At 63.5% G+C, this 24,048-nt stretch carries 18 protein-coding genes and 5 pseudogenes; 10 read left to right on the forward strand and 13 right to left on the reverse strand.

The annotated features are described in order from the left end of the window. Positions 1 to 83: 83 nt before the first annotated feature. Positions 84 to 1,415: pseudogene (locus tag H1204_RS13840) on the reverse strand (3-hydroxybutyrate oligomer hydrolase family protein); the annotation flags it as partial. Positions 1,416 to 1,462: 47 nt separating this feature from the next. Here H1204_RS13840 and H1204_RS13845 point away from each other — a divergent pair. Beyond that, entirely contained in the window at positions 1,463 to 2,068 is a 606-nt protein-coding gene (locus H1204_RS13845; RefSeq protein ID WP_180728750.1) for an IS607 family transposase, read from the forward strand. Next, entirely contained in the window at positions 2,065 to 3,273 is a 1,209-nt protein-coding gene (locus H1204_RS13850) for an RNA-guided endonuclease TnpB family protein (protein ID WP_180730964.1), read from the forward strand. The genes H1204_RS13845 and H1204_RS13850 overlap by 4 nt, the downstream gene beginning before the upstream one ends. A gap of 4 nt (positions 3,274 to 3,277) precedes the next feature. On the opposite strand, the pseudogene H1204_RS13855 reads toward H1204_RS13850, so the two are convergent. Continuing rightward, a pseudogene (locus H1204_RS13855) lies at positions 3,278 to 4,071 on the reverse strand (3-hydroxybutyrate oligomer hydrolase family protein); the annotation flags it as partial. A gap of 58 nt (positions 4,072 to 4,129) precedes the next feature. Between H1204_RS13855 and H1204_RS13860 the strand changes: the two are divergent. Then, positions 4,130 to 4,285: a hypothetical protein gene (locus tag H1204_RS13860; RefSeq protein WP_180728751.1), complete on the forward strand. Its 156-nt coding sequence runs from the start codon at positions 4,130 to 4,132 to the stop codon at positions 4,283 to 4,285. A gap of 376 nt (positions 4,286 to 4,661) precedes the next feature. Here the strand turns inward: H1204_RS13860 and H1204_RS13865 are convergent, their stop codons facing one another. Then, complete coding sequence (locus H1204_RS13865) at positions 4,662 to 5,018, reverse strand: BON domain-containing protein (protein ID WP_180728752.1); 357 nt, start codon at positions 5,016 to 5,018, stop codon at positions 4,662 to 4,664. 547 nt (positions 5,019 to 5,565) lie between these two features. On the opposite strand from H1204_RS13865, the gene H1204_RS13870 reads away from it, so the two are divergent. The 3 genes from H1204_RS13870 (at position 5,566) to H1204_RS13880 (ending at position 9,250) form a co-directional block, all read left to right on the forward strand. Further along, positions 5,566 to 7,134 (forward strand): TAXI family TRAP transporter solute-binding subunit, encoded by a 1,569-nt coding sequence (locus tag H1204_RS13870; protein WP_180728753.1) that lies wholly within the window; start codon positions 5,566 to 5,568, stop codon positions 7,132 to 7,134. Positions 7,135 to 7,303: 169 nt separating this feature from the next. Continuing rightward, positions 7,304 to 7,948 (forward strand): 2-hydroxychromene-2-carboxylate isomerase, encoded by a 645-nt coding sequence (locus H1204_RS13875; protein WP_180728754.1) that lies wholly within the window; start codon positions 7,304 to 7,306, stop codon positions 7,946 to 7,948. Positions 7,949 to 8,218: 270 nt separating this feature from the next. Then, on the forward strand, positions 8,219 to 9,250 hold the full coding sequence (locus tag H1204_RS13880) for a LysR substrate-binding domain-containing protein (protein ID WP_180728755.1): 1,032 nt from the start codon (positions 8,219 to 8,221) through the stop codon (positions 9,248 to 9,250). Between the two features lie 4 nt (positions 9,251 to 9,254). Here the strand turns inward: H1204_RS13880 and xdhC are convergent, their stop codons facing one another. From xdhC to xdhA, 3 genes are read right to left on the reverse strand one after another with little or no spacing between them, the layout of a single operon-like run. Beyond that, positions 9,255 to 9,845 carry a xanthine dehydrogenase accessory protein XdhC gene (gene xdhC, locus H1204_RS13885; protein ID WP_180728756.1) on the reverse strand — a complete coding sequence of 197 codons (591 nt, stop codon included), beginning with the start codon at positions 9,843 to 9,845 and terminating at the stop codon, positions 9,255 to 9,257. A 22-nt stretch (positions 9,846 to 9,867) separates the two neighbouring features. Beyond that, positions 9,868 to 12,222 carry a xanthine dehydrogenase molybdopterin binding subunit gene (gene xdhB, locus H1204_RS13890; protein ID WP_180728757.1) on the reverse strand — a complete coding sequence of 785 codons (2,355 nt, stop codon included), beginning with the start codon at positions 12,220 to 12,222 and terminating at the stop codon, positions 9,868 to 9,870. Between the two features lie 29 nt (positions 12,223 to 12,251). Next, entirely contained in the window at positions 12,252 to 13,769 is a 1,518-nt protein-coding gene (xdhA, locus tag H1204_RS13895) for a xanthine dehydrogenase small subunit (RefSeq protein WP_180728758.1), read from the reverse strand. Positions 13,770 to 14,167: 398 nt separating this feature from the next. On the opposite strand from xdhA, the gene H1204_RS13900 reads away from it, so the two are divergent. Continuing rightward, positions 14,168 to 15,379 carry an MFS transporter gene (locus H1204_RS13900; RefSeq protein WP_180728759.1) on the forward strand — a complete coding sequence of 404 codons (1,212 nt, stop codon included), beginning with the start codon at positions 14,168 to 14,170 and terminating at the stop codon, positions 15,377 to 15,379. A 325-nt stretch (positions 15,380 to 15,704) separates the two neighbouring features. Here H1204_RS13900 and H1204_RS13905 read toward each other — a convergent pair whose 3' ends face one another. The 6 genes and pseudogenes from H1204_RS13905 to H1204_RS13930 all read right to left on the reverse strand — a co-directional run bounded on the left by H1204_RS13905 (position 15,705) and on the right by H1204_RS13930 (position 19,382). Further along, positions 15,705 to 16,928 carry an alanine--glyoxylate aminotransferase family protein gene (locus tag H1204_RS13905; RefSeq protein ID WP_180728760.1) on the reverse strand — a complete coding sequence of 408 codons (1,224 nt, stop codon included), beginning with the start codon at positions 16,926 to 16,928 and terminating at the stop codon, positions 15,705 to 15,707. Positions 16,929 to 17,075: 147 nt separating this feature from the next. Next, positions 17,076 to 17,375, reverse strand: a pseudogene (locus H1204_RS13910) (bifunctional aspartate transaminase/aspartate 4-decarboxylase); the annotation flags it as partial. A gap of 118 nt (positions 17,376 to 17,493) precedes the next feature. Then, positions 17,494 to 17,672 (reverse strand): annotated as a pseudogene (locus H1204_RS51380) (aspartate-alanine antiporter); the annotation flags it as partial. A gap of 61 nt (positions 17,673 to 17,733) precedes the next feature. Continuing rightward, entirely contained in the window at positions 17,734 to 18,846 is a 1,113-nt protein-coding gene (locus H1204_RS13920; protein ID WP_180728762.1) for a hypothetical protein, read from the reverse strand. Further along, positions 18,791 to 19,084: a hypothetical protein gene (locus H1204_RS13925; RefSeq protein WP_180728763.1), complete on the reverse strand. Its 294-nt coding sequence runs from the start codon at positions 19,082 to 19,084 to the stop codon at positions 18,791 to 18,793. The genes H1204_RS13920 and H1204_RS13925 overlap by 56 nt, the downstream gene beginning before the upstream one ends. A 160-nt stretch (positions 19,085 to 19,244) precedes the next feature. Beyond that, positions 19,245 to 19,382 (reverse strand): hypothetical protein, encoded by a 138-nt coding sequence (locus H1204_RS13930; protein ID WP_180727979.1) that lies wholly within the window; start codon positions 19,380 to 19,382, stop codon positions 19,245 to 19,247. A gap of 562 nt (positions 19,383 to 19,944) precedes the next feature. On the opposite strand from H1204_RS13930, the gene H1204_RS13935 reads away from it, so the two are divergent. Together H1204_RS13935 and H1204_RS13940 are read left to right on the forward strand one after the other, a co-directional pair. Further along, positions 19,945 to 20,937: a LysR family transcriptional regulator gene (locus tag H1204_RS13935; RefSeq protein WP_180728764.1), complete on the forward strand. Its 993-nt coding sequence runs from the start codon at positions 19,945 to 19,947 to the stop codon at positions 20,935 to 20,937. A 63-nt stretch (positions 20,938 to 21,000) separates the two neighbouring features. Beyond that, positions 21,001 to 22,004, forward strand: a pseudogene (locus H1204_RS13940) (2-hydroxyacid dehydrogenase). A gap of 296 nt (positions 22,005 to 22,300) precedes the next feature. Here H1204_RS13940 and H1204_RS13945 read toward each other — a convergent pair. After that, positions 22,301 to 22,858, reverse strand: coding sequence for a hypothetical protein (locus tag H1204_RS13945; RefSeq protein ID WP_180728765.1), 558 nt, complete (start codon positions 22,856 to 22,858; stop codon positions 22,301 to 22,303). A gap of 271 nt (positions 22,859 to 23,129) precedes the next feature. Between H1204_RS13945 and H1204_RS13950 the strand changes: the two genes are divergently transcribed. Continuing rightward, positions 23,130 to 23,984: a crotonase/enoyl-CoA hydratase family protein gene (locus H1204_RS13950; RefSeq protein ID WP_180728766.1), complete on the forward strand. Its 855-nt coding sequence runs from the start codon at positions 23,130 to 23,132 to the stop codon at positions 23,982 to 23,984. The last annotated feature ends 64 nt before the right edge of the window (positions 23,985 to 24,048 follow it).

Consider the following 24,048-nt stretch of genomic DNA (forward strand, 5'->3'; position numbering starts at 1 on the left):
TTCCTGTCACCCGCATGTCACGCGCCTGTCACGCAGCCCGCCGTTTCTCGTGCAACAGATGGCGAGCCGCTTCCTCTATCGCATCACTTCGGCACGTTCACCGTACCCGCTCCCACCTGAATCGCATCCGCACCCGGGTTCATCGAAATCGCGGGGAGATTGGCCGTCGTCAGCGCGGGCGCGGCGCCTGCCGTGCCGCCGCGCGGCACCGTGCGGATCACCTGCGACGGCGGCAGCGCCGCGCCGCCCTTCAGGTGATTCCACATCAGGTTCAGCGCCTGGATGTTGTAGTAGTGCACCGGGATGAAGCGCGTGTCGAATCCGGCCACGCCCAGGAACGCGTCGAAGTGCTGGCCGTTCAGCACTTCATAGAACGCGAGCTGGCTCTTCGAGCCTTCCGTGATGCTGTTCATCGCCAGATAGGCGCGCGAGGCGTGGTTCACGGGCACGAGCGCATCGCTGCGCCCTTGCACGATGATGGCCGGCTTGCCGTGCAAGTTCGCGTTCACGCGGATCGCGTTGACGTTCTGCTGCATGCGCGCGTCGCCCGTCGTCCACAACGCGCGCAGACACGCGGCGCCCGTGAAGCTGGCGTCGGCGGTGGCGAGTCGGTGATCCGCGCCGCCCGAGGGTGCAGCGTTGTAGACGAGGTTGATGCCGTTGGTCGGCGGCACGCCGTTGCCGAGGCCGAACACGGAGGGCATCGGCGGAACGGTTGGCGCGACGCCCGCCGCGCCCGTCGTCGCGTTGGTCGTGCCGAAGCTGAAGTCGCACAGGTTGTCGGTCACGCTCGACTTCGTGTACGCGTTCGCATACGTGACGGCGACGGCAGGCACGGCCTGCGAATCCCACATCGGAGCGTGCAGCAGATCGGAGTCGGTTTCGTAGCCGGCGGCGTGGAGTTTCGCGAGCGCGTCGTTGGCCTGGCTCGTCGCGTCAGCGCCGCTCACGAAGCCGCCCGCCGCCAGCGACGCGCAGCGTGCCGTGCGGATCGCCTGGGTGGTCGCGAGCGGCAACGCCGTCAGATACGGCGCGCCCGTCGCCGCCGTGGCGGCTGCCGCGCATGGCATCAACATGTTCGCGTAGGTCATGTAGTCCGCGAGCGGCGCGCCCGCCGTGGGTATCTGCGCCCCGCCTTCGAACACCTTCGCCGCCGACGCCATGTTCAGATTGATCTGCGGCTCGCCGGCGACGACGGCCGTGATCCACCCTTGCGTGTCCTGCTCGGCGGCCGCAAGCGACGCGCCGCCGCCATTGCTGACGGAAGCCGCGATCGTCATGATGCTGCCCGCGCTGTAGCGCACGCCATGCTGCTGCGCGTTGTTGTTGATGGTCGGCGCAAACTGCTGGTTGAGCGCCCAGTAAGCGAACTGGATCGCTTCGAGCGTGTCGTGTCCCCAGTCCTGCTCGGGGTGTGGGGCAGAGTCGCGTTTTCTTGCAGAATCTACTAGAATCTGTTGTTATGGAAAGGAGACTTGTAAAGATTGGCGAAGCGGCGGCGATGTTGGGCGTCGCAATCTCCACCCTGCGGAAGTGGGAGGAGACTGGCGAACTGGTGCCCGCTCGCAAGACGGCGGGCGGCACACGCTATTACGCTGTCTCCGATCTGTTGGGTCTCGGCAATGAGGATGCACCGACGGTCTGCTACGCGCGAGTCTCGTCGCACGACCAGAAAGCGGATCTCGATCGCCAGCATGCGATGCTGGAGAGCTATTGTGCCGCGAAGGGGTGGCGCTGCGAGGTCATCAAGGATCTCGGTAGCGGCATGAACTATCACAAGAAGGGCCTCAACCGCCTGCTCGAAATGATTCTGCGCAAGCAGATGAAGCGCCTCGTCATCACGCACAAGGATCGGCTCCTGCGCTTCGGCTCCGAATTGGTGTTCGCGATGTGCGCGGCGCAGAACATCGAAATCGTCATCATCCACCAGGGCGATCAGCCCTCGTTCGAGGAAGAACTCGCCAGGGACGTGCTGGAAATCATCACCGTCTTTTCGGCGCGCCTGTACGGCTCGCGCAGCAAGAAGAACAAGCAACTGCTCGACGCGCTCGTGCAAGCCGCCAAATGATCCGCGTCCACAGAATCCGCCTCGACCCGACCGCCACGCAAGGCGTGTATTTCGCACGCGCCTGTGGCGTGTCCCGGTTCGCCTATAACTGGGCGTTGGCGGAATGGAAGCGGCAGTATGAGGCCGGCGGCAACCCGAATGAGGCGGCGCTCCGCAAACAACTGAACGCGATCAAGGCGGCCGAATTCCCCTGGATGGCTGAGGTGACGAAATGCGCACCTCAGACCGCGATCAAGAACGTCGGACTCGCGTTCGAGCACTTTTTCAGGCGCGTGAAGCTCGGCCAGAAGCCCGGCTACCCGCGCTTCAAGCGTAAGGGCATCCGCGACTCGTTCCGTGCCGACAACGGGCCGGCGGATGCGACGAGCCACGCAGTCGAGGTGACCGGCAAGGCGGTCAAGCTGCCGCGCTGTGGCGTCGTTCGCATGCGCGAGGCGTTGCGCTTCGCGGGCCGTGTCAAGTCGGCGACGGTGAGCCGCATGGCCGATGGTTGGTATGTCGCGCTGGCCGTCGAGACGGAAGACCGCCTGACTGCGAAGCAGGACCGTGGCGCCGTCGGCGTCGATCTCGGCGTTACGACGCTCGCGACCTTCAGTGATGGCACGACCGAGCCCGCGTTGAAGCCGCACCGCGCCGGGCACAAGCGCATCGTGCGCCTGTCGCGATCGCTCGCGCGCAAAAAGAAGGGAAGTGCCAACCGGGCCAAAGCGAAAGCCAAGCTTGCCCGGCTGCACTTGCGTATCGCAAACGTCCGCAAGGATGCTTTGCACAAGCTGACGACGACGCTCGCGACGAACTACCCAACGATCGGCATTGAGGATTTGAACGTGTCGGGAATGCTGCGCAATGGCTCTCTGGCGCGCTCGATCGCCGATGCCGGGTTCTCCGAATTCCGTCGTCAACTGGAATACAAGGCCGTAATGACCGGCGCACAAGTGATCGTGATCGACCGCTTTTATCCGAGCAGCAAGGCGTGTTCGGGATGCGGGACGATTCACGAAATCACGCTGCGCGACCGCGTGCTGTCGTGCGGCTGCGGTTTAAAGATGAACCGCGACCTGAACGCGGCCATCAACATTCGGCGCCAAGCTCTGGCGTTGCAGTCTGCGGAGAGGAAGGCTCTGGCTGGCGCCTCGGCATCCGTGAAACCGGTCTCGGTGAAGCAGAAAAAGCGAGATGTGCACAGAAATGTGCAGACAGCTTAGAGCGGTTCTGCTGCGAGTGCGCGTGCTTGAACGCGTAGCGGTTCGGAAAGCCGGTGTTGAATGACGCCAGATTCGCCGACGTCACATTCGCCGTGAAGAGGCTCGCCGTGCCCGCGCCCGTTGCCGTCGAAAGCGTGTGCCGTTCATCAGCGTGACGAGCCCCGTCTGCATTTCTTCCGCGCCGTTGCCGCTGCCCTTGTCAGTGTCGGCGACTGCGCAGCCGCGCTTGAGGCCCCACTCGCCCGCCGCCGAAATCGCGCAGTACACGCCGCGCGAGCCTGACGACGTCGCCGTGACGACGCATGGATTGTTCGGATCGAACGTGCTGGGCACCTGGACCATCAAGGTCACATTCTGCTTGCCGGTGCCGTCGTCGGCGTACGCGAGGTATTCGGTGCCCGCGATCTTGCCTTCGCCGAGCGTGTCGTTACCGTTCAGGTCGACGTTGGGCCCCCAGAAGCGGCCATATCCGCCGTTCGCCGACATGTCGACGAGCGCACGATAGTTCGACCAGATCGCGAGCCGGCGCAACTCGGCCGCCGTCGGACTCGCCGGGTTCGCGAACGAAGGCGCCGTTGCCGAACCGAGGCCCGTCTTGCCGAGCCCGCCCGTCAGCAGATCGTCGCTGTTGCCGTCGTAAGCCGTCGTGGTAACGCTGCTGGATACCACGACCGAGGGCAACGCGTTGGCGGTCTGGCTGTGATGATCGTCGCCGTGGCCACACGCGGCGAGCAGGATCGAAGTGGTGGCGAAGCAAAGGGCAGTGGCAGCACGTCTGAACAACAGTTTCCCTGTCATTACCGTCTCCATTGTCTTGTTGTCGATGCCGCATCGCGCCCATCTGCAACCAGCCGACATGCAGCGCAACACGCAGCGGGCGCGGCTGCGGCGGCTGCTCCAATGCAAGTTTCGCGCCGATCTTCTGCTCTTTGCGGCGCTGTCGCCTGACGGCTTGCGTGACGCCGGTTCGGACGCGAAGAAGCACGCGTGGTCAACACGCATGCCGTCCTGATCCAGAGACATTCATAGGCAGGCGACGCCCGCCACACTTACCTTAAAACAGCCGCAAACGCCCGCCACGCGCGGCTCGCCGCGTCTGCACGTGCGATGTCCACGCAAAGAGACGCTACGCGCGTCGTCCCGTTTCGTAGAGCCAAGGCTGGCTCCGCTTGCGTATTGCCGCGCATACTTCGATACCCATTCTGGATGCGCGCGCAACGAAGCGCCGCCCAAAACGAAACGGGCTCCCGTTGGAAACGGGAGCCCGCTTGTCATTCTGACCGGTAAGCACGCCACAACATTGCAGTGTGCCGTTCCTCAGGCGACCGGCTGGCCGCTGCCCGCGAGCCGGATCATGGTCCGACCTGCGCCGGCGCGGCCCTTGCCGCTTATTGCTGCTGGACGTTGATCTTGTTCGACACCGACGTCACGCCAGCCACGCCCTTCGCGACTTCGCCAGCCTGCTGGATCTGGTTGTTGTCGGGGGCCGTGCCCGTCAGCGTGACTGCGCCGCCACGGGCGCGAACTTTGATGCTCGACGCGTCGAGGCCTTGCGCCTTCGCGAGGGCCGAGCGGACCTTCTTGCCCAGCGCGCGGTTTTCCTGCTTGGCGGCCTTCGAATTAGCGGCGGGTGCACTTGCCGTCGTGCCGGTGGACGTGGAGTCGCTTGCCTGGGCATACGTGTGGCATGCGACAACCATTGCGACAACACCACCCAGTGCCTTCAGAAAATCGACCGATTTCATACCTTCTCCTTTTTGCTTGGTTTGGACCGCGTTTGACTGCGGCTTGGTTACGACTACGGGAGGCCCGACTGCACGCGCGCGCGAAGGCGCGACGAGGCATGGCGAGCCAGGAGCGTTGTCACGGTCTGCGAGAGAGGCATTGGAAAGGATGACGGCCGGCGCGATCCAGCGCGCGGCGGTGCATGACACCGGCCATGCGCCGCGCAGTTGGCAGCGTGCCCTGGTCTCGTCAGTCTCGCCGGGTCGCGCTGCGCCAACGTCGATGCGCGGCAGCGTTGCCAATGTAATCTAGCCGCGCAAGTTCTGCAAAGGATATCGCGCGATCTGCACGGTTCCTGTTGCAGCCTGATCCCGTCCGATGCAAAACGGAACGCCCGTGCCGGGCGTACGTCAAAGGGCCGCCGTGAGTGCGCTGTAAGCCGCACCCCGTTATTTCAGGTCACTTTTTGTTACGCGTTTACGACCCCGCGAGCCTGCCGGGCGCGCCGCCGCGGCATCAATCTCCTGTACCATCGGCGCGAATTCATCCGACAGCCCAAGCATTCCCATGAAGCCTTCCGACGGACGTCGCCCGGAACGCCCCTCTGAGCGCAAGCCACCGCCCCGCCTCGTCGCCCGCTTCGTGGCGATCTCCTGGCGCGATCTCGCTGTATCGTTCGGCCCCATCCTGATAATCAGCGCAATTGCGATCTACGTCGCCGTGCGGCTGATCCAGCCCGCTCCGCCCAACACGCTGACGATGGCGGCCGGCCCCAAGGGCAGCACCTTCTGGGTTGCCGCGCAGAAGTACAAGGAAATCCTCGCGCGCAACCGCATCACGCTCAACGTGCTGGAGACGGAAGGCTCGCTCGACAACTACCGCCGACTGACCGACCCGCACACGGACATCGACGTCGGCTTCGTACAGGACGGCATCGCGCCGTCGAAATCAACTGACGATCTGATGTCGCTCGGCAGCGTCTCGTATGTGCCCGTGGCGATCTTCTATCGCGGGCCGATGATCACGCTGCTGTCCGAGTTCAAAGGCAAGCGCATCGCGATCGGCGCCGAAGGCAGCGGCACGCGCGAGCTCGCGCTGCAACTGCTGAAGGCGAACGGCATCACGCCCGACGGCCCGACGAAGCTGCTGCCGCTATCCGGCGACGACGCTGCCAAAGCGCTGACGGAAGGCAAGATCGACGCGGCGATCCTGACGGGCGACTCCGCGCAGCCGCCCGTGATGGGCAAGCTGTATCGCACGGCGGGCGTGCAGTTCTACGACTTCACGCAGGCCCCCGCCTACGCGAAGCGCTTCCCGTATCTGACGCAACTCGAAATGCCGATGGGCTCGTTCGATCTCGGCAAAAACCTGCCTTCGACCACGCTGCACATGATCGCGCCGACGGCCGAACTGGTCGCGCGCGGTTCGCTGCATCCCGCGTTGTCCGATCTGCTGATCGACGCGGCGCACGAGGTGCACGGCAAGGCGACGGCGTTGCAGCGGGCGGGCGAATTTCCCGCGCCGCTCGCGCATGACTTTCCGATCAGCGAGGACGCCGCCCGCTACTACAAGTCGGGCAAGAGCTTCCTGTACCGCGTGCTGCCGTTCTGGGTGGCGAGCCTCGCGGACCGGCTGCTGGTCGTGCTGGTGCCGATCATCGTCGTGCTGATTCCGGGGCTGCGGCTCGTGCCGTCGCTGTATGCGTGGCGCGTGAAGTCGCGCATCTACCGCTGGTACGGCGCGCTGATCGCGATCGAGCGCGAGGCGCTCAACGAAACGTCGGCGGCCGAGCGCGAGGCGCTCATCGTGCGGCTCGACAAGATCGAGGAATCGGTCAACGGTCTGAAGATGCCGCTTGCGTATGCGGATCAGTTCTATGTGCTGCGCGAGCACATCGGCTTCGTGCGGGCGCGCCTCACGCGCGATTCGGACGCGGCCGCGGCGCGCGACGCATCGGACGCGGCAGGTACGCCTGACAAGCCTGCTGGGGCAGATGGAAGCCCTGCCGCCGTCGGCCGCGCCGAAGCCCGTGCGGCAATGCACGAGAGCCACGCAGCGCAAGAACATCACGACAATCCCGAAAGCCACGAAAGCGTCGCCAAGCCCGGCGGCGACCGTCCCGCCCGCACCTCCTGACCGCCGTTGGCGCGTGCGCCGAACCCGCGCCGCGGCAACGCTGGCCGCGGCAACGCCATTTTGTCAAATGATGCGCACGCGGCTTGCTCCGCGTAAGATCGAAACAATCAGAACGGGCCGGAGCGCTGCATCGCCGACGGCCCGCCGACTCCGGCAACCGGGAGACATCATGACCGATGGCATCGACGCCACGCAGCCACTGTGGTTTTACGACTTTGTCTCACCGTTCTCGTATCTGCTGCTCGAACAGCACGACAAATGGCCTGGGCTGCCGTTCGTGCTGACGCCCGTGTTGCTGAACGATCTGTATCGCCACTGGGGCCAGCGGGTCGCCTATGACGTGCCCGCTAAACGCATTTTCACGTACCGGTATGCGCTCTTTCGCGCGGAGCAACTGGGCATTCCGTTCCGCATGCCGCCCGCGCATCCGTTCGATTCGACCAAGCCGATGCTGCTATCCATTGCGCTGGGCTCGGACCTGCAAACGGTGCGGGAAATTTTCCGCTTCATCTGGCGCGATGGACGCGACCCGTCGAGCGCCGAGGGCTTCGCCGCGCTGTGCGAAAAGCTGAACGTGCCGGATGGCCAGGAGCTGATCGAGCGCGAGGCGACGCGCGCGCAACTGATGCGCCAGAGTACCGACGCCATCGCGATCGGCGTGTTCGGCGTGCCGACGTTCTGGCTCAACAAGCAGTTGTTCTGGGGCGAAGACGCGCTGCCCATGGTGCTCTATTGCGCGCGTACGCCGAACTGGCTTGACTCGAAGGAAGTGAAGCGGATCACGTCGCTGCCGTCGGCGCTGACGAAGGCCTGAGCGCGCTTTACCACGGTCCGCTGGCCGGCGGCGGGTCCGCCGCCGTTCATGGCGTGACGTAGCGTGGCGCCCAGCAAGTGGGAGGGTCGCCGGCCGTGATGCCCGTCATAGGGCATGCGCTATGGCCCGCGCAGGGTAAAACGGCCTAAGGTTATAGCTTCGCGCGCATGCGACGAGGCGTCGGGCACAAGGACGCCGCTGCATGCGCAATGCACCGTTCGATACACGCATTCGAAAGCCTTCAACGGGCCTTCCCCGCCCCGCCGATTCATGGACGACGACAACGCCGCATCACTCGATATCTGGCTCGTGCGCGTGCTGCGCACGCTGCTCGTCGAGCGCAGCGTCACGCAGACCGCGTTACGGCTGAACCAGACGCAGCCGGCCATCAGCACTGCGCTGCGCAAGCTGCGCGAAACCCTGAACGACCCGATTCTCGTGCGCGGCAAGTCGGGCATGGTGCCGACGGAATACGGCGAATCGCTGCTCGCGTCCGTCCAGAAGGTATTGCGCGACGTCGATTTCGTGGCGACGCCGCATGGTGACTTCGAGCCGGAGCGCTCGCGCCGCACGTTCCGCATCGCCGCGCCCGACTATCTGAACGACTTCTTCATGCCGACCGTGATCGCGCAATTCCGCGAGGCGGCGCCGCATGCGCGGCTCGAGATCGAGTCGCTCGGGCCGCTGCTCGATCATGCGTCCGCGCTCGATGCGGGCGAGCTCGATCTGGTGATCGGCAACTGGCCGAAGCCCGACGCGCACTTCGAGCGCAGCGACCTGTTCTCCGATACCGTCGTGTGCATGATGCGCGCCGATCATCCGCTCGCGAAAGCGCCGCTCACACGCGACGCCTATCTCGCCGCGCCGCATCTCGCGCCCGCGCATTACAGCGGCGCGCGCGGCGGTGCGATCGATACGGGCTTCGCGCGCGCGCATGCGTCGAGGCGTATCGTCGCGACCCTTCCGTACTTCGGGCTCGTGCCGCAAGTGCTGCTGCAATCGGATCTCATCTTCACGACGACGCGCCGCTTCGCGCTGCATTACGCGGAGATGCTGCCGCTGGCTGTCGTCGATGTGCCGATTCCGTTTCCGCGCATCAAGTGCTATCAGATGTGGCATCCGCAGCCGGACCGGCCAAGCGATATCGAATGGTTGCGCAGCTTGATGGCGCAGGTGTCGGAGATGCTGGTGGCGAAGAAGGCGAGGCGTGCGCGGGGGACGGCTGCGGTGAAGGAAGCGAAGGGGGAGAAAAAAACGGACCCAGCAAGTCACCCCGCTGCGCCCGTTGGAGGAACCGCTTAGTAACTCACGCGTCGACGCAATCCGCTTCCTGAACCGACGCAAAATCAGCCAGCGAAATCTGCTGCGACCTCACCTGCAACAGTTCCGCACATACCGCCACCGCAATCGAAGTCGGCGCCTTGTCGACGATTCCTGGCACACCAATCGGGCACGTCATCTCGAACAGCCGCTGCGGATCGACACCGCGATCCAGCAAACGCCGCTCGAACTTCACGCGCTTCGTCTTCGAGCCGATCATCCCGAAGTACGCAAAATCGCGCCGCCGCATGATGCGCTCGGTAAGCGCGAAATCGAGCGCGTGGTTGTGCGTCATCACGAGAAAGAACGCGCCAGCAGGCGCTTCGTCGACGATAGCGTCGGGGGTGTCCGTCGCTTCGATCTGCACGTTCGCGGGCACTTCGTCAGGGAAGAGTTCGTCGCGTTCGTCGACCCATTGCACGACGCACGGCAGGCGGCCAAGCAGCGCGACGAGCGCATGGCCGACATGGCCCGCGCCGAACAGCACGATGTGCATCGGCGGCGGCAACTGCTTCGCGTGGCCACTGCGCCGGCCAATCTGAACCGGCATCTGCGCGAAAGTCGGAACATGCATCATGACGAGCGCCCTCTTCTGAAGTTTAGTGTCCAGCAGCGCGAACCGCGCGGACGGCTTTGAGGATTTCCTCGCTGGTCGCGGGCGCGTTCAGCGGCGGATTCACCTTGTAGTCGCCAACAGCAGCGACGGCATCGCGGATCGCGAAGAACACCGAGAACGGCAGCAACAGCGGCGGCTCGCCCGTTGCCTTCGAACGGTGGATGCTGTCCTCCGCATTGCGGTTCTTGAAGAGCCGCACGCGGAAATCGGGCGGCGTATCGTTGACGGTCGGGATCTTGTAGGTGGACGGCGCGTGCGTCATCAGCTTGCCGCCCGCGTTCCACCACAACTCTTCCGTCGTCAGCCAGCCCATGCCCTGAATGAAACCGCCTTCGACCTGGCCGACATCGATGGCGGGATTCAGCGACGCGCCCACGTCATGCAGCGCATCGGCGCGCAGCACGCGCATTTCGCCCGTCAGCGTGTCGATCACGACTTCCGACACAGCCGCGCCATACGAGTAGTAGAAGAACGGCCGGCCCTGCAGCTTCGCCTGATCCCAGTAGAGTTTCGGTGTCGCGTAGAAACCATCGGACCACAACTGCACGCGCGCGAGATACGCCTTCGCGATCACTTCCTCGAACGGCACGATGGCGTCGCCGACCAGCACGCAATCGCCTGCGAAACGCACCTGCGCCGAGGTCACCTCGCCCGCGCCGAACTTCTCGGCAGCGAACGCGGCAAGACGCTCGCGCAACTGACGCGCGGCATCCTGTGCGGCCTTGCCGTTCAGGTCCGATCCCGTCGATGCCGCCGTCGCCGATGTATTCGCCACCTTCGACGTATCCGTCGCCGTCACGCGCACGCGGTTGAAACTCACGCCAAGCTCATGCGCGACGACCTGCGCGACCTTGGTGTTCAAGCCCTGGCCCATCTCCGTGCCGCCGTGATTCACGAGCACCGAGCCATCGGTATAGATATGAACGAGCGCGCCCGCCTGGTTGAAGTGCGTCACGTTGAACGCGATGCCGAACTTGCAAGGCGTGAGCGCGAGGCCTTTCTTCAGCACTTCGTTGTTGCGGTTGAATTCGAGAATTTCCGCACGGCGCCGGCGGTAATCGCTGGTTGCTTCGAGTTCGTCGATCAGTTCGTGAATCACGTTGTCTTCGACGATCTGCCCATACGGCGTCTGGTTGCGCTCGGTCTTGCCGTACAGGTTGCGGCGGCGCACGTCGAGCGAATCCATGCCGAGCGAACGCGCGACGTCGTCCATGATGTACTCGATCGCGAACGCGCCCTGAGGACCGCCAAAGCCGCGAAATGCCGTATTCGACTGCGTATTCGTCTTGCCACAGAAACCGTCGATCGCGACGTCCGACAGGAAGTACGCGTTATCGAAGTGACACACGGCGCGCGTCATCACGGGACCGGACAGGTCGGCGGAGAAGCCGCAGCGCGAAGTCATGTCGACGGACACGCCTTCGATCAGGCCTTCGTCGTCGTAGCCAACGTCATACGTGTAGTGGAAATCGTGGCGCTTGCCCGTGATCATCATGTCGTCGTCGCGGTCCGGGCGCAGCTTCACCGGACACAGCAGCTTCCACGCCGCAAGCGACGCGCAGCACGCGAACATGCTCGACTGCGATTCCTTGCCGCCAAAACCGCCGCCCATGCGCCGGCACTCGACCAGCACATTGTGCGAGTGAACGCCGAGCATATGCGAGACGAGGTGCTGCATTTCTGTCGGGTGCTGGGTCGAGCAATACACGAGCATGCCGTCGTCGTCCTTCGGCACCGCGTAGGAAATCTGCCCTTCCAGATAGAACTGCTCCTGGCCGCCGAGCAGCATTTCGCCCGCTTCGCGATGCACCGCGCGTTGCAGTTTCGCTGCGGCATCGCCGCGCGCGAGCTTCATCGGCGGAATCACGCTCTGGTTCGCGGCGCGCGCCTGTTGCGCCGTCAGCACGGCGGGCAATTCCTCGAACTCGATGTCCGCGCGACGTGCGCCGAGACGCGCCGCATCGTGCGACGTCGCGACAACGATGAACATCGGCTGCCCGACATACTGGACGATGCCATCCGCGAGGATGGGATCGTCGCCCTTGACGATCGGCGCGCAGTCGTTATGGCCGGGAATATCGCCCGCCGTGAACACGGCGACGACGCCGGGCGTCGCGCGCACCTTGTCGAACGACATCGACAGGATTTTCGCGTGCGCTTTCGGCGACGTGCCGAGCGCCGCGTGCAGCGTGCCCGCGAGTTCGGGGATATCGTCGGTGTAGGTGGCGCGGCCGCTGACGTGCAAATGCGCGGATTCATGCGGACGCGACACGTGGACCTGCGTGAATTCGGCGAGTTCTTTCGCGTCCTTCAGGAACGGTTCGGCTTGCTGGTTCATTCTGTTGGTTCTCCGTTTCCTCTATTGCTTCAGGCCGCAGCGCCCGCTGCGACGACCGCGCGCACATCGAGCGCGCTCTTTTGCAGCGGATCGTTCGGGCGCGTTTCGAGCCAGAAGCGGTACAGCGTGTTCTTCGCGGCATCCAGCCGGTAGTCGCTGGTCGCGCGCATGTCGGACAGTGGCTGATAGTCCTTGGCGAGCGCGAGCATTGCGATTTGCGCGGTCGCTTCGTGCCACTCGTTGTCGGCGAGCGCGGCTTCCGCGTGCGCCGCGCGCTTCGGCGTCGCGGCCATGCCGCCAAATGCGATGCGCGGCTCGCGGATCGTCTCGCCGTCGGCGATAAACGAGAACGCGGCGCACACGGCGGAAATGTCGGAGTCGAAGCGCTTCGAAATCTTGTAAGTGCGGAACTGGAAGTGCTTGCGTGCCTCGTTACGCGCGGGCACCTTCAGACCGACGACGAATTCGTGTTCGGCCATGTCCTTCTTCTGATACGCGAGGTACAGGTCTTCGAGCGCCAGCTCGCGTTCGATATCGCCGCCACGCAGCACGACGCGTGCGCCTAGCGCAATGAGGCCCGGCATCGAATCGCCGATGGGCGAACCGTTCGCGACATTGCCGCCGATCGTGCCCGCATTGCGGATCGGCAGCGACGCAAAGCGCTGCCACATCTCGGTGAGTTCGGGATATTGCTTCGCCAGTTCGGCGTACGCGCGCTCGACCGTGACGCCCGCGCCGATCTCGATCCAGTCGTCCGTCACGTTGAGCTTCTGCATTTCCGCGATCTGGCCGACGTACACGATAGGGCCGAGGTCACGCATCATCTTCGTGACCCACAGGCCGATGTCGGTGCTGCCGGCAAGGATGCGCGTGGTGGGCGCATCGGCCTTGATCTTCGCGAGTGCGGCGACCGTGCGCGGCGCGTCGAACTGCTGGCCGTTGCGCTCGTAGTGGAAGGTTTCGCCGCGTTCGAGCGTCGCGAGTTTGCCGGCGAGCGCCTTCACGTCGACGGGCGCTTTCGGCGCGGGCAACTCGAACATGCGCTCGGCCGCATCGATGATCGGGCGATAGCCGGTGCAGCGGCACAGATTGCCCGTCAGCGCATTGGCGATATCGGCGCGGTCCGGCACGGTCTTGTTCGCGCACGAATGCTCGTGGCCATGCTTCTCGTACATCGACCACATCGACATCACGAAGCCCGGCGTGCAGAAACCGCACTGCGAGCCGTGACACTCGACCATCGCTTCCTGTACAGGATGCAGGCTGCCGTCCGGCTGGCGCAGGTCTTCGACGGTGAAGAGCGCCTTTCCATCGAGCGTCGGCAGAAACTGGATGCACGCGTTGACCGCCTTGAAGCTGACGCCGCCCGCGTCGTTGCGCTCGCCAATCACGACGGTGCACGCGCCGCAGTCGCCTTCCGCGCAGCCTTCCTTGGTGCCCGTGCAGCGCGCGTCTTCGCGCAGGTATTGAAGGACGGTGCGGGTGACGGGTGCGTCGGTGATCTCACGGATCGCGTTGCGATGGTAGAAGCGGATCGGCTGGCTCATGTCTCGTGCTCGTTTCGGTTGTTCGCGTCCGCGTGGGGCGTGCGGACGGTGCGGCTGATGGTTCGAAAAGTAGCATCATCAATATTCGCAACCCATAGGTCCGATCGCATGGAGGACATATAGCTGGAGCGATAAATTGAGACAGCGGCGGCAGGTTGGGCTTATATCTCGATGTCTATTTAGTCGTATTTTCGTCAAATATGGCTTAAATCGGACACATCATGGTGATCAGACATGGGCGGAAAGCGTGTCGGAACATCAGAAAAATTGACGGAAAACCGTCAAATGCCCGTTTTAGCCCGTTGTTCAGACCAGAAAATAATTAAGCAAACTCTGCAAGTGAATCGGTTCCATGGGAAAATCACGGCTTCCCGCCAAATTCAAGTCTCGTTTTCCCCATGTCCGCCGACTCCGCTACACCGCGCAGCGAATTTGCGACCACTTTGCAGATCATTCCGGTCGTTTTTTTCACCTTTCTTTGTTATCTGACGATCGGCATTCCGCTCGCGGTGCTGCCGGGTTACGTCCACGACGACCTTGGCTACAGCGCGGTGATCGCGGGCCTGGCGATCAGCGTGCAGTACTTCGCGACGCTTGCTTCGCGTCCGCTCGCCGGACGTTCAGCGGATACGCTCGGGCCGAAGAAGACGGTGACGATCGGCCTGATCGGCTGCGGCGTGAGCGGCGTGCTGTTGCTGCTGGCCGTGCTGCTTGGTCGGTGGCCGACGCTGAGTCTCAGTCTTTTGGTGCTGAGCCGGCTCGTGCTGGGCTTCGGCGAAAGCCTGTGCGGCACGGGGGCAATCCTGTGGGGTATTGGGCGGGTCGGCACGACGAACAATGCGCGCGTGATCTCGTGGAACGGTATCGCAACCTATGGCGCGCTCGCGATTGGGGCGCCGCTCGGCGTCGCGATTGCGCATAGCGTGGGATTTTTTGCGCTTGGTGTCGTGGTGATTGTGCTTGCAGCGCTGGGTTTCTATCTGGCGCGTCTGATTGCGGCTGTGCCCGTTGTGCATGGTGAGCGGATGTCGTATCGCAGTGTGTTTACGCGTGTGCTGCCGCACGGGATTGGGCTCGCGCTTGGGTCGGCTGGGTTTGGGTCGATCGCGACATTCATCACGCTGTTTTATGCGGCGAATCATTGGCCTAACGCGGCGTTGTCGCTGACCGTGTTTGGCACGCTGTTTATCGGTGCGCGATTGCTGTTTGCCAATACGATCAAGACGTACGGTGGTTTTCGCGTTGCGATTGCTTCGTTTTCTTTTGAGTGCGTTGGGTTGCTGTTGCTGTGGCTCGCGCCGGAACCGCATGTTGCGCTTGCAGGCGCTGCATTGACCGGGTTTGGGTTTGCCTTGGTGTTTCCGGCGCTTGGCGTCGAGGCGGTTGGGCTTGTGCCGCCCGCTAGCCGGGGCGCCGCGCTGTCGGCTTATTCGGTTTTTCTCGATCTGTCGTTGGGGATTACGGGGCCGCTGGCGGGGTATATCGCTGGTGAGTTTGGATATGGGTCAGTGTTCCTGTTCGCGGCTGTTGCAGCTGCGGCGGCAGTTGCGCTGTCTACGATGCTTTATTTGCGCAATGCGCGGACGCCGAATGCGCCTGCGGCGGCTTGAGCTTGTGCTGGCAGCGGGCGTTTGGGTTTCTGGTTTGTGCCTTCGGTGTGGTAGCGGTTTAGTTGTTTTGGGTTTTGCCGCGGGCATCTGCGGTTTGACTTCGTGGTGCGGGCGGTTTGGTTTTTTTGGGGTTTTCGCTGGCATCCGCGTTGGGCCTTCGCGGCGCGGGCGGTTTTGGTTGCTCTGGCCTTCGCGGTAGCATCCGCGCTTTGCCTTAGTGCTTCAAGAGTCGCCCCTGTGCGGGGACGCTTGAAGCACGCTAACAAAGCGCGGGATGCCAGCGAAAACACAAAGCAAACCACCCCAGCGTCGCAGACAAAACCCCTCAATCCCTCCCAGCCAGCGCACGCTCAAGCGCAGCCACGCCAGCCGGCAAATCCACCCCAACCCCGAGCTCAACCATAGTCCGCCCAAACGCATGCAGCGTACGAAAAAGGTTATGAGCGCGAGCCTGCTCGCCCATTTGCCCGATCCGCACAATAGGCAACCCAAACGAACCCGAAATCTCGACCTGATGAAACCGCGAGATATGCGTGCAAATATCCGCCGGCGTCAGCCCGGCCTTCTTCCCGACGGGCACCTCGATCCCAACAACAGAATTCAACCGGCACTCACTCGGCGCATATAAGGCCAGGCCCATCGCACTGATCCCCGCCTGCAACGCAAGCGAGCACTTCAAATGCCGGGCAAAACGCTTCTCCAGCGTCTCCGCGCAAACAAGCCGCAATGCCTCATGCAGCGCAAGCACACCCGACACAGGCGCCGTGTAGTGATACCCCGCGTTGTGCCAGAAATTCTCCGCCAGCGACGCATCGAGACACCAATGCGCACTCGCATGCGGCCGCCCCTTCACCCGCTCCCAGGCCGCATCCGAAAACGCGATCAGCGAAACACCCGGAATCGACGACAACCCCTTCTGCCCACCCGTGATCACGGCGTCGATACCCCAAGCGTCCATTTCGAGCGGCATCGTCGACAGCGTGCAGACGGCATCGACGACAACCAGCGCGCCCGCCTGCTTCGCCAGCGCCGCAATGTCCTTCAGGTGGTAATTCCAGACGGTGTTCGACGTCTCGCCCTGCACGATCGTCACGATCTCCGGCCGCGTGCGCCGGATCGCTTCCTCGACCTGCTCGAGCGTCGCGACCGCACGGTCGCCCACTTCCAGCAGCGAGACATCGGCGCCGACGCGCCGGCCCATCTCCGCCATCCGCGCGCTGAAAAAGCCGTTCTTGATGCTCAGCACCCGCGTGCCCTGCCACGCGAGATTGGAGATCGCCATTTCCATCGCCGCCGAGCCCGGCCCCGCCACACCCAACACCCACTTCGAGTTCGTCTGGAAAACGTAGCGCGCCATCGTCTTCACCTGTCCGACCACCTTCGCCATCGTGTTGCCCAGATGATTGATGACGATCGCATTGGCCTTCGCGACGGCGGCGGGAATTGGCACCGGGCCGGCGCCCATCATCAGCAGTGGCTCTTCGGGAAGAATCGCGTCGAGCGATTCGACTTCAGGGCAGGGAACGACGTTGGACGTTGTAATGGTCATGATCGGAACGCATGGGACGATGAACAGGAACAGAAAAAACAGCCCGCCGCGCGCAGCAGGACCTGCGGGCGACGGGCCATATTCCGATCATTCACCGATATGTCCGATTACGCAAGAGATGCATCGCGGTCTTTGCGCGCCGGATTGTCACTTGACCTCTTTGCGTTGAATGCTCTTGCCGGTTTCCTTCTTGTAGCGCTCGACGTACTCTTCGGTGAGCTTGCGGATCGCGCGTCCGATCTTGCGATAGTCGGACTCGTTGAGATTCGCAAGTGACACCGGCCCCGAAGGATGCTTCGTGCCGAAGCCCATCCCCAGCAGCAGCAAGACGCGCGCATCGCTGGCCAGACGGAACAGCAGCTCCGACGCCTCGGTGTGTTTGAGCAGCCAGTCGACGAACTCGCGGCCATACGCGCGCTCGCCGAATTACTCCATGTCGATGATCGAGTCCTTCGCAGAGCCAGAGTGCCTGAGCAAATCACCTTGTCAGGATCGCCACCGGGTGCCCGATGCGAGTGGCGCTCTCGAGAAACACGCCGCGGCGCAGATCGCGCTCGACGGTCTTGACCGCGTAGATGAAGACGGTGAACATCACCGCCCTCACGGCGTTGTCAATGCAGACGCCTGCTTCGCTGACAACGACGGCGGAGAACACTGATCCGCGCCGACGCCGCCCAGTTGGAACCGGCCGAGTTTGATCTGCCCGATCTAGTAATCCACGGCCAGCGAGAGGAAATTTGCTATTTATGGTGACTCGAGAAAGACGTTGTGTATCCAGTCCATCGTGCCGCTCTTACAAACCTGATCAAACCTGCGCGAATGTGCGCAAATCCGAGCAGACGTCACCCGAGCAGTGCTGGTGACGATTCGCGCCGGGGGATCGCACCCCGGAGGTCTGGATAGCACCCACTGACCGCGTTTCCGGGGCCAATGGTGCGGAACGGGAGCGGGCCTTGGCCCGTTCCCTGTCCGACCGGACATGCGCTGCACGCGCCGCTTTCAGGCTCCTCTTTACGCCAGCCCACAGTGACCACACATGCTTCGCACGATTCCTCACGGGTAGCGCGAAGGTGACATAACCACTGCCGCGCGCGGGCACATGGCCGCTGCGCACTGCTGGGCGTTCTGACAAGCCCAATCCTCTTCGGGCGATCGCACACGCGGCGCCCATGTGTACCGAAATGCCGTGCCGTTTCGTATGGTTGACCGCGCCGATCACCGACGTGTAGGCCGGGTTGACTGCGATAGTCTCCACGCCATGGCGAAAACACGCACTGTCAATACCGGTGATGATCCTGCTGTAGGAAAGCGACGAGAGCATCCGCGCGTAACGCGCGCCCGTCGCCTCCAGTTCCGCCTTTTTCCTTGCGAAGTCAAGCAACTCATGCACGACGGGTTTGCCACCCGCGCGGGCGAACTCGGCTATGGCCATGCAGGCATCGCCGATCAGTGCCGCGGCCTGCTGCCTGGACTTACCGTAGGTAGACAGATCAATCCGCAGCGTACGGACCAGGTTGCCCGAGGAGTCGATCTCCGACATCGCCAGATGGTCCGTATTGATGTCCACGCGGATCGCCCCGCACTTGCGGTGCGTCGTTCGTACCGGTGCGCGGACGGCCATGCTGGCGAACACCCGCCAGCCCTTGACGTCGCGAAAAAATCGATAGCTGATGGCGGTACCTGTGCGCCGGTATGCGGGCTTGCCGTCCTTCGTCTGGAACCGCACCCGCTGACTCGACAGCAGGGCCGCCACGATGTCCTCGTGGCCATATGCGAAACGCACACCGGGTATCGTGATGTACCTGCCCTCTGCGGCCAGTCCATCAGGCAGGCGCAATTTGAGCGTCAGCGTACCGTCGTCCTCAACGCTTGCCTGGCACGATTGATTGCCGGCCGTCTCGTCCTTGCTGCCGAGCACGAAGAACTGCGCGTCGCACCTGCCAGTCGGCTTTCCATTCGGCGTGGCTGGCGTAGCCGTTTTGCGTCAGCGCGAATTGGGCGCCGAAAAGCTTACGGGAGCCAAAGCACAGACGCACACGACCGGCCTTCTGATCGGCTCGAATCTGCTCCAGTTTCGCCTGCAGGACGCCCAGACGGCGACGCTTCTGGTGCAGCTTTGCACCGCCACGCGCTTGCTTCTCAAGCTTGTCGATCACCGTCGCTGCGCGCCCGATCTGCTGCGTGAGGGCCGCCGCACGTTCCGTGCGCAGTGCGACGATGCTGTCGATCTTCCCCTGCAGACTGATAGGTATCGCGTTAAATTGGCGCCCTGTCAGACCATGACGCACAAGGAACTCACGCTTGAGGGCGTTCAGGTCACTGCCTCCCGCCTGCCGTGCCGCACACGCCGCCCAGCTGGATCGGACCGATCCGGAACGAGCCAATCAGATATCCGAGTACAAGACTCGCGAACAGCACAATCTCCGGCTGAGACTTAAGCAATTCGGCGACCACGTTCGGATTTTCCTGCAAAGCGGTACGTTGTATGAATCTTTTTAAGAAAATGGCGCGCGATAATCCGCATGACAAATAGTCGCGTTTAATTGGAAACGCGTGCGGAATACCTCCTGATTAACCGGATTTATTCGAAGCGGGGTGTAATGCGCCGCCCTGACGTATTTTGTCAGATCAAAGTGGCGCAATCAGTGAGAAGCGCTGAATCAGCTTGTGTTGCTTCTGTTGACAGACATCGTTCCCTCGCAAAGTTGTAGAACAACTCGGAACTCGTTTCTTGCAGCTGATGGTTTTTATGTCCGCGTTTGAAGCAAACGGAAATCGTATAGGCCGATTCCGCCAAATGACAACAATTGCGAAATAGCGTTGTCGTTTTTATAGATATTGTAATTGCCAGCGACTGTCAATATTATTTTTGAGTCAGATACGTAAATTCCTAAGCCGTCAGATTGTCTGCAATATGACGGTATGACACCCGCAAAGGCTGACGCAGAAAACTGCCGCACGCCACAGCCGGGTCAACGACGCGCGGCAAGCACCGCGCTTTACCGAGGGCGCCACCATGAATCAGATCTATGCCATGCGGGTCTTTGTCCGGGTCGCCGAAACACAGAGCTTCAGGCGCGCGGCCCAGCAGCTGAAAGTATCGAATGCACTCGTGACACGCTCGATCGCCACGCTCGAGGCGCACCTGCACGCACGCCTCATCAACCGTACGACGCGCAACCTTTCGCTGACCGAGGCCGGCACGCATTATCTCGAAGGCTGCCGCGGGCTGCTGGAAGAGCTCGATCATCTGGAAGGTTCGGTGGCGGGCACCGAGCGCGAGCCGGGCGGCACGCTGCGTGTCGTCGCGACGGGCGCGCTGTCGCCGCAGGCGCTCACGCAACTGCTCGACGGCTACCGGCGGCATTATCCGAAGGTGCGCATCCGGCTCACGCTCGCCGAGCGCATGCCACATCTGATCGAAGACGGCTACGACGTGGGCCTCCTCATTTCGGGGCCGCCGGCTTCGTCGGGCGCGGCTGCGGAGACGGACAGCGTCGAGCTGTCGTTTGCGACCCAGCGCCTCGTGCCGTGCGCCGCGCCATCCTATCTGGCTGCGCGCGACGAGCCGCGCCATCCCGAGCATATGGCGCTGCATTCGTGCATCGCGACGCCGTCCGAGCAGCGCGGCCCGACCGTCTGGCATTTCGTCGACAGCGACGGCGACCCGCAGCCCATCACGCTGGAGCCGTCGTACATGGTCAATAGCCCACTGCTCGTGCGGCTCGCGGCGATCGCGGGAATGGGCGTCGCCGTACTGCCCGAGCCGCTCGTCGCCGACGACTTCGCAACGGGCACACTGAAGCGCATCATGCAGGGCTATACGGTCGACGAATCGCAGGCCAAGGTGTCGCTCGTCTATCCGCGCCGCCGTCATCTGCCTGCGAAAACGCGCGCGTTCGTCGATTACACGCTCGAGCATGCGGGTTGTCCGGCGTCAGCACTGCCCGCCGACGCGCATGCGATCATCGCGCACGACCTGCATCCCGCCGCGCAGCACGCTTCGTGAGCTGCGCGCGGTTGCTCACGCATCGATGACGCCCCGCGCGCGTCCATCAGGAGGCCAGTGACCATGCGCATGATTTTGTTCAGTAGTCGCCAGTACGATATCGACACGTTCACAGAGGCGAACGCCGCGTTCCGCTATGAGTTGCACTTCCAGGAGTCGCATCTCGAAGCGGACACGGCAATTCTTGCCGAGGGATACGACGTCGTGTGCCCGTTCGTCAACGACCTGGTCGACGCCCCACGCTCGAACGCCTGCATGCGGGCGGCACGCGCCTCATCGCACTGCGCTCCGCGGGCTTCAATCATGTCGACCTCGCGGCGGCGCAGCGGCTCGGTATCGGCGTCGTGCGCGTGCCCGCCTATTCGCCGCACGCGGTCGCCGAGCACGCGGTCGGGATGATCCTGGCGCTGAACCGCAAGCTCGCGCGCGCCGTCGCCCGCACGCGCGAAGGCGACTTCTCGCTGAACGGGCTGCTCGGGTTCGACCTGTACGGCAAGACGGTCGGCGTGATCGGCACGGGCATCATCGGCCGCTGCTTCGCGCGCATCATGGCGGGCTTCGGCATGCAGGTACTCGCGCACGATCCCGGCCCGCCCGCCACCGAACTGCTCGCGCTGGGCGGGCGCTACGTGCCGCTCGACACGCTGCTCGCGTATTCGGACATCGTGAGTCTGCATTGCCCGCTGCTGCCGTCCACGTATCACATGATCGATCGACACGCGCTCGCGAAGATGAAGCGCGGTGCGATGCTGATCAACACGGGGCGCGGCGGGCTGGTCGAAAGTAATGCCCTGGTCGGCGCGCTCAAGAGCGGTCAGCTGGGGCATCTCGGGCTCGATGTGTACGAGGAAGAAGGCGGGATCTTTTTCGAGGACCACTCGAATCTGCCGCTGCAGGATGACGTGCTTGCGCGGCTGTTGATGTTCCCCAATGTGATCGTCACTGCGCACCAGGCTTTTTTTACCCGCGAGGCGATGACGGAAATCGCGCAGACGACGCTGGGCAATGTCGAGGCGTGGCGCGACGGCACGCCGCGGAATGTCGTCGAGGCACCTACGGGCGGCTGAGATGGGTTTAGCGTAGGTTTGCTGGAATTTTTTTGCTGCGCAAGCAGTGTGGGTTGGATTCCGGTTCTGCTTTTTGCTCTTACGCCTACTCTTGCGCTGGCATCGGCAATTTGTTTTGCCTGCTTCAAGCGTCGCCCCTGTGCGGGGCGACGCTTGACCGGCAGACACCATAACGCGGATGCCAGCGCAACGGCTGATGCACCGAACGGCATCGCGCGAAGCACGAAGGCAAATCGTTGATACCAGCGCAAACACGAGCAAACCAAACCAACGCGTCGCAGACAAACCCTCAACGATTACGCCCGCGGCACGCCAGCCACATTAGCCGAAGTGGGCCGCAGCGCCATGCGCGCATCATCGGACGCACCACAGTATTGCCGCAAGAGCGCCGCCTCGCGCTCATGCACTTCCACTGGAAACCACACGGCGCCCGCCGCCATCATGTACCGTGCGCGATGCTGCCCGTTGCGAAACGCAACCACGCCTTCATGTTCCAGCCTGAGCCAGCCGAGCAGCCCCGGCGCGCGGCGTGTCGAGATCGTCACGTAGGGCATCTGCGGAATGCGCGCGTTGGACGGATCGAGAAACTCGCGGATGCCGCGCAGCTTCCCGGGGTGCCATTCCTGCACGGGAGGCAGCACGTAATCGGTGTCGTCACGATCGGCGCACGCAATCAGCTTGCGCGCGTCGACGAGCACCACCTGATGGCGCGTGCCGTCCGTCGTGAAGACGCGCTTCAGGCGCACGTGGGCATACGGCGGATGCTCGTGCAGCGGCACGATCCAGACAGGCTCGCTGCCGGAAGACGGCGATGCCGCGAGAGACGGGGTCGGTAGTTCCATCAATGAGGACATAGGGCGTACTCCATGCGCCGGTGCGTGCGCGCGCCCTGGCTGTTCAAAATTCGCCTAAGCTACGAGTCGATTGTTAAAACCGCGTGACTTGGCGGCAAGCGATTCGCGCTGCATCGCCGCCCGTGCGCCACGCATCGCCTCGCAGGCTTTTGCTTCTGCTTTAGCGGTCGTTTTGCGCAGTTCTTTAGGGTGTTGCCGCACGCGCAACCGGTTTTTTCAGTCCTCTTCATCCAGTCTAGGTCTTGCAAGGCAGCCCGAACCGGAGAGAACGATGGCTAGCGAACAGTTCGGCGAATTCGTGCGAATCGAAACTGCACAAAAAAACACAACTGCACAGAAACAGCAAGTTGCGCTCCCAGTCGATGCCGTCGCGACGATCGTTATTGACCGCCCCGCGCGCCGCAACGCCGTTGACCGTCCGACGGCGGAAGCCCTCGCCGCCGCGTTCCGCCGCTTCGAAGCCAACGACGCGTGGCGCGCCGCCGTGCTGACGGGCGCGGGCGGCACGTTCTGCGCTGGCGCGGACCTCACTGCTTTACAAGACGACGAGCGGCGCAACGAATTGCACGCCGACGGCAGCGGCCCCGGCCCGATGGGACCGACGCGGATGATGTTCACCAAGCCCGTGATCGCGGCGATTGCCGGCCATGCGGTGGCGGGCGGCCTGGAACTCGCGGCGATGTGCGATCTGCGCGTGGTCGAAGCGGACGCCGTGCTGGGCGTGTTTTGCCGGCGCGTGGGCATTCCTCTGATCGATGGCGGCACGATCCGGCTGCCGCGTCTGATCGGCCAGTCGCGCGCGCTCGATCTGATCCTGACGGGCCGCGCCGTCACCGCCGACGAAGCGCTCGCGCTCGGCCTTGCCAACCGCGTCGTGCCGAAGGGCGCCTCGCGCGCCGCCGCCGAGCAGCTCGCCGCCGAACTGGCCGCGCTTCCGCAGGCGGCACTGCTGGCGGACCGCCGCTCCGTCTATGAAAACTCGCCGCTCGACGATTTGCCCGAAGCACTGCGCCGCGAAGGCGCGGGCGGCTACGCGGCCGTGTTCTCGCAAGGCGTGGCGGGAGCGGCCGCGTTCGCCGCGGGCGCGGGCCGTCACGGCAGTGCGCTCGACAAAAAAGACCCTTGAAATAGGGGGTTTTCGCAGCGCGATCGGACAGAATTCGCGCCGCAATCGACGAAATACAACAGTG

Origin of the sequence: Paraburkholderia sp. PGU19 (assembly GCF_013426915.1) — a bacterium.
Taxonomy (GTDB): domain Bacteria; phylum Pseudomonadota; class Gammaproteobacteria; order Burkholderiales; family Burkholderiaceae; genus Paraburkholderia.

Bases quoted from the DNA above. Each gene is read 5' to 3' on its own strand.
- H1204_RS13950 (WP_180728766.1), top strand. From the start codon at position 23,130: ATGGCTAGCGAACAGTTCGGCGAATTCGTGCGAATCGAAACTGCACAA.
- xdhC (WP_180728756.1), bottom strand. From the start codon at position 9,845: ATGATGCATGTTCCGACTTTCGCGCAGATGCCGGTTCAGATTGGCCGG.
- H1204_RS13865 (WP_180728752.1), bottom strand. From the start codon at position 5,018: ATGAAATCGGTCGATTTTCTGAAGGCACTGGGTGGTGTTGTCGCAATG.
- H1204_RS13875 (WP_180728754.1), top strand. From the start codon at position 7,304: ATGACCGATGGCATCGACGCCACGCAGCCACTGTGGTTTTACGACTTT.
- xdhA (WP_180728758.1), bottom strand. From the start codon at position 13,769: ATGAGCCAGCCGATCCGCTTCTACCATCGCAACGCGATCCGTGAGATC.
- xdhB (WP_180728757.1), bottom strand. From the start codon at position 12,222: ATGAACCAGCAAGCCGAACCGTTCCTGAAGGACGCGAAAGAACTCGCC.
- H1204_RS13900 (WP_180728759.1), top strand. From the start codon at position 14,168: ATGTCCGCCGACTCCGCTACACCGCGCAGCGAATTTGCGACCACTTTG.
- H1204_RS13905 (WP_180728760.1), bottom strand. From the start codon at position 16,928: ATGACCATTACAACGTCCAACGTCGTTCCCTGCCCTGAAGTCGAATCG.
- H1204_RS13850 (WP_180730964.1), top strand. From the start codon at position 2,065: ATGATCCGCGTCCACAGAATCCGCCTCGACCCGACCGCCACGCAAGGC.
- H1204_RS13845 (WP_180728750.1), top strand. From the start codon at position 1,463: ATGGAAAGGAGACTTGTAAAGATTGGCGAAGCGGCGGCGATGTTGGGC.
- H1204_RS13935 (WP_180728764.1), top strand. From the start codon at position 19,945: ATGAATCAGATCTATGCCATGCGGGTCTTTGTCCGGGTCGCCGAAACA.
- H1204_RS13860 (WP_180728751.1), top strand. From the start codon at position 4,130: ATGCAGCGCAACACGCAGCGGGCGCGGCTGCGGCGGCTGCTCCAATGC.
- H1204_RS13870 (WP_180728753.1), top strand. From the start codon at position 5,566: ATGAAGCCTTCCGACGGACGTCGCCCGGAACGCCCCTCTGAGCGCAAG.
- H1204_RS13880 (WP_180728755.1), top strand. From the start codon at position 8,219: ATGGACGACGACAACGCCGCATCACTCGATATCTGGCTCGTGCGCGTG.
- H1204_RS13945 (WP_180728765.1), bottom strand. From the start codon at position 22,858: ATGTCCTCATTGATGGAACTACCGACCCCGTCTCTCGCGGCATCGCCG.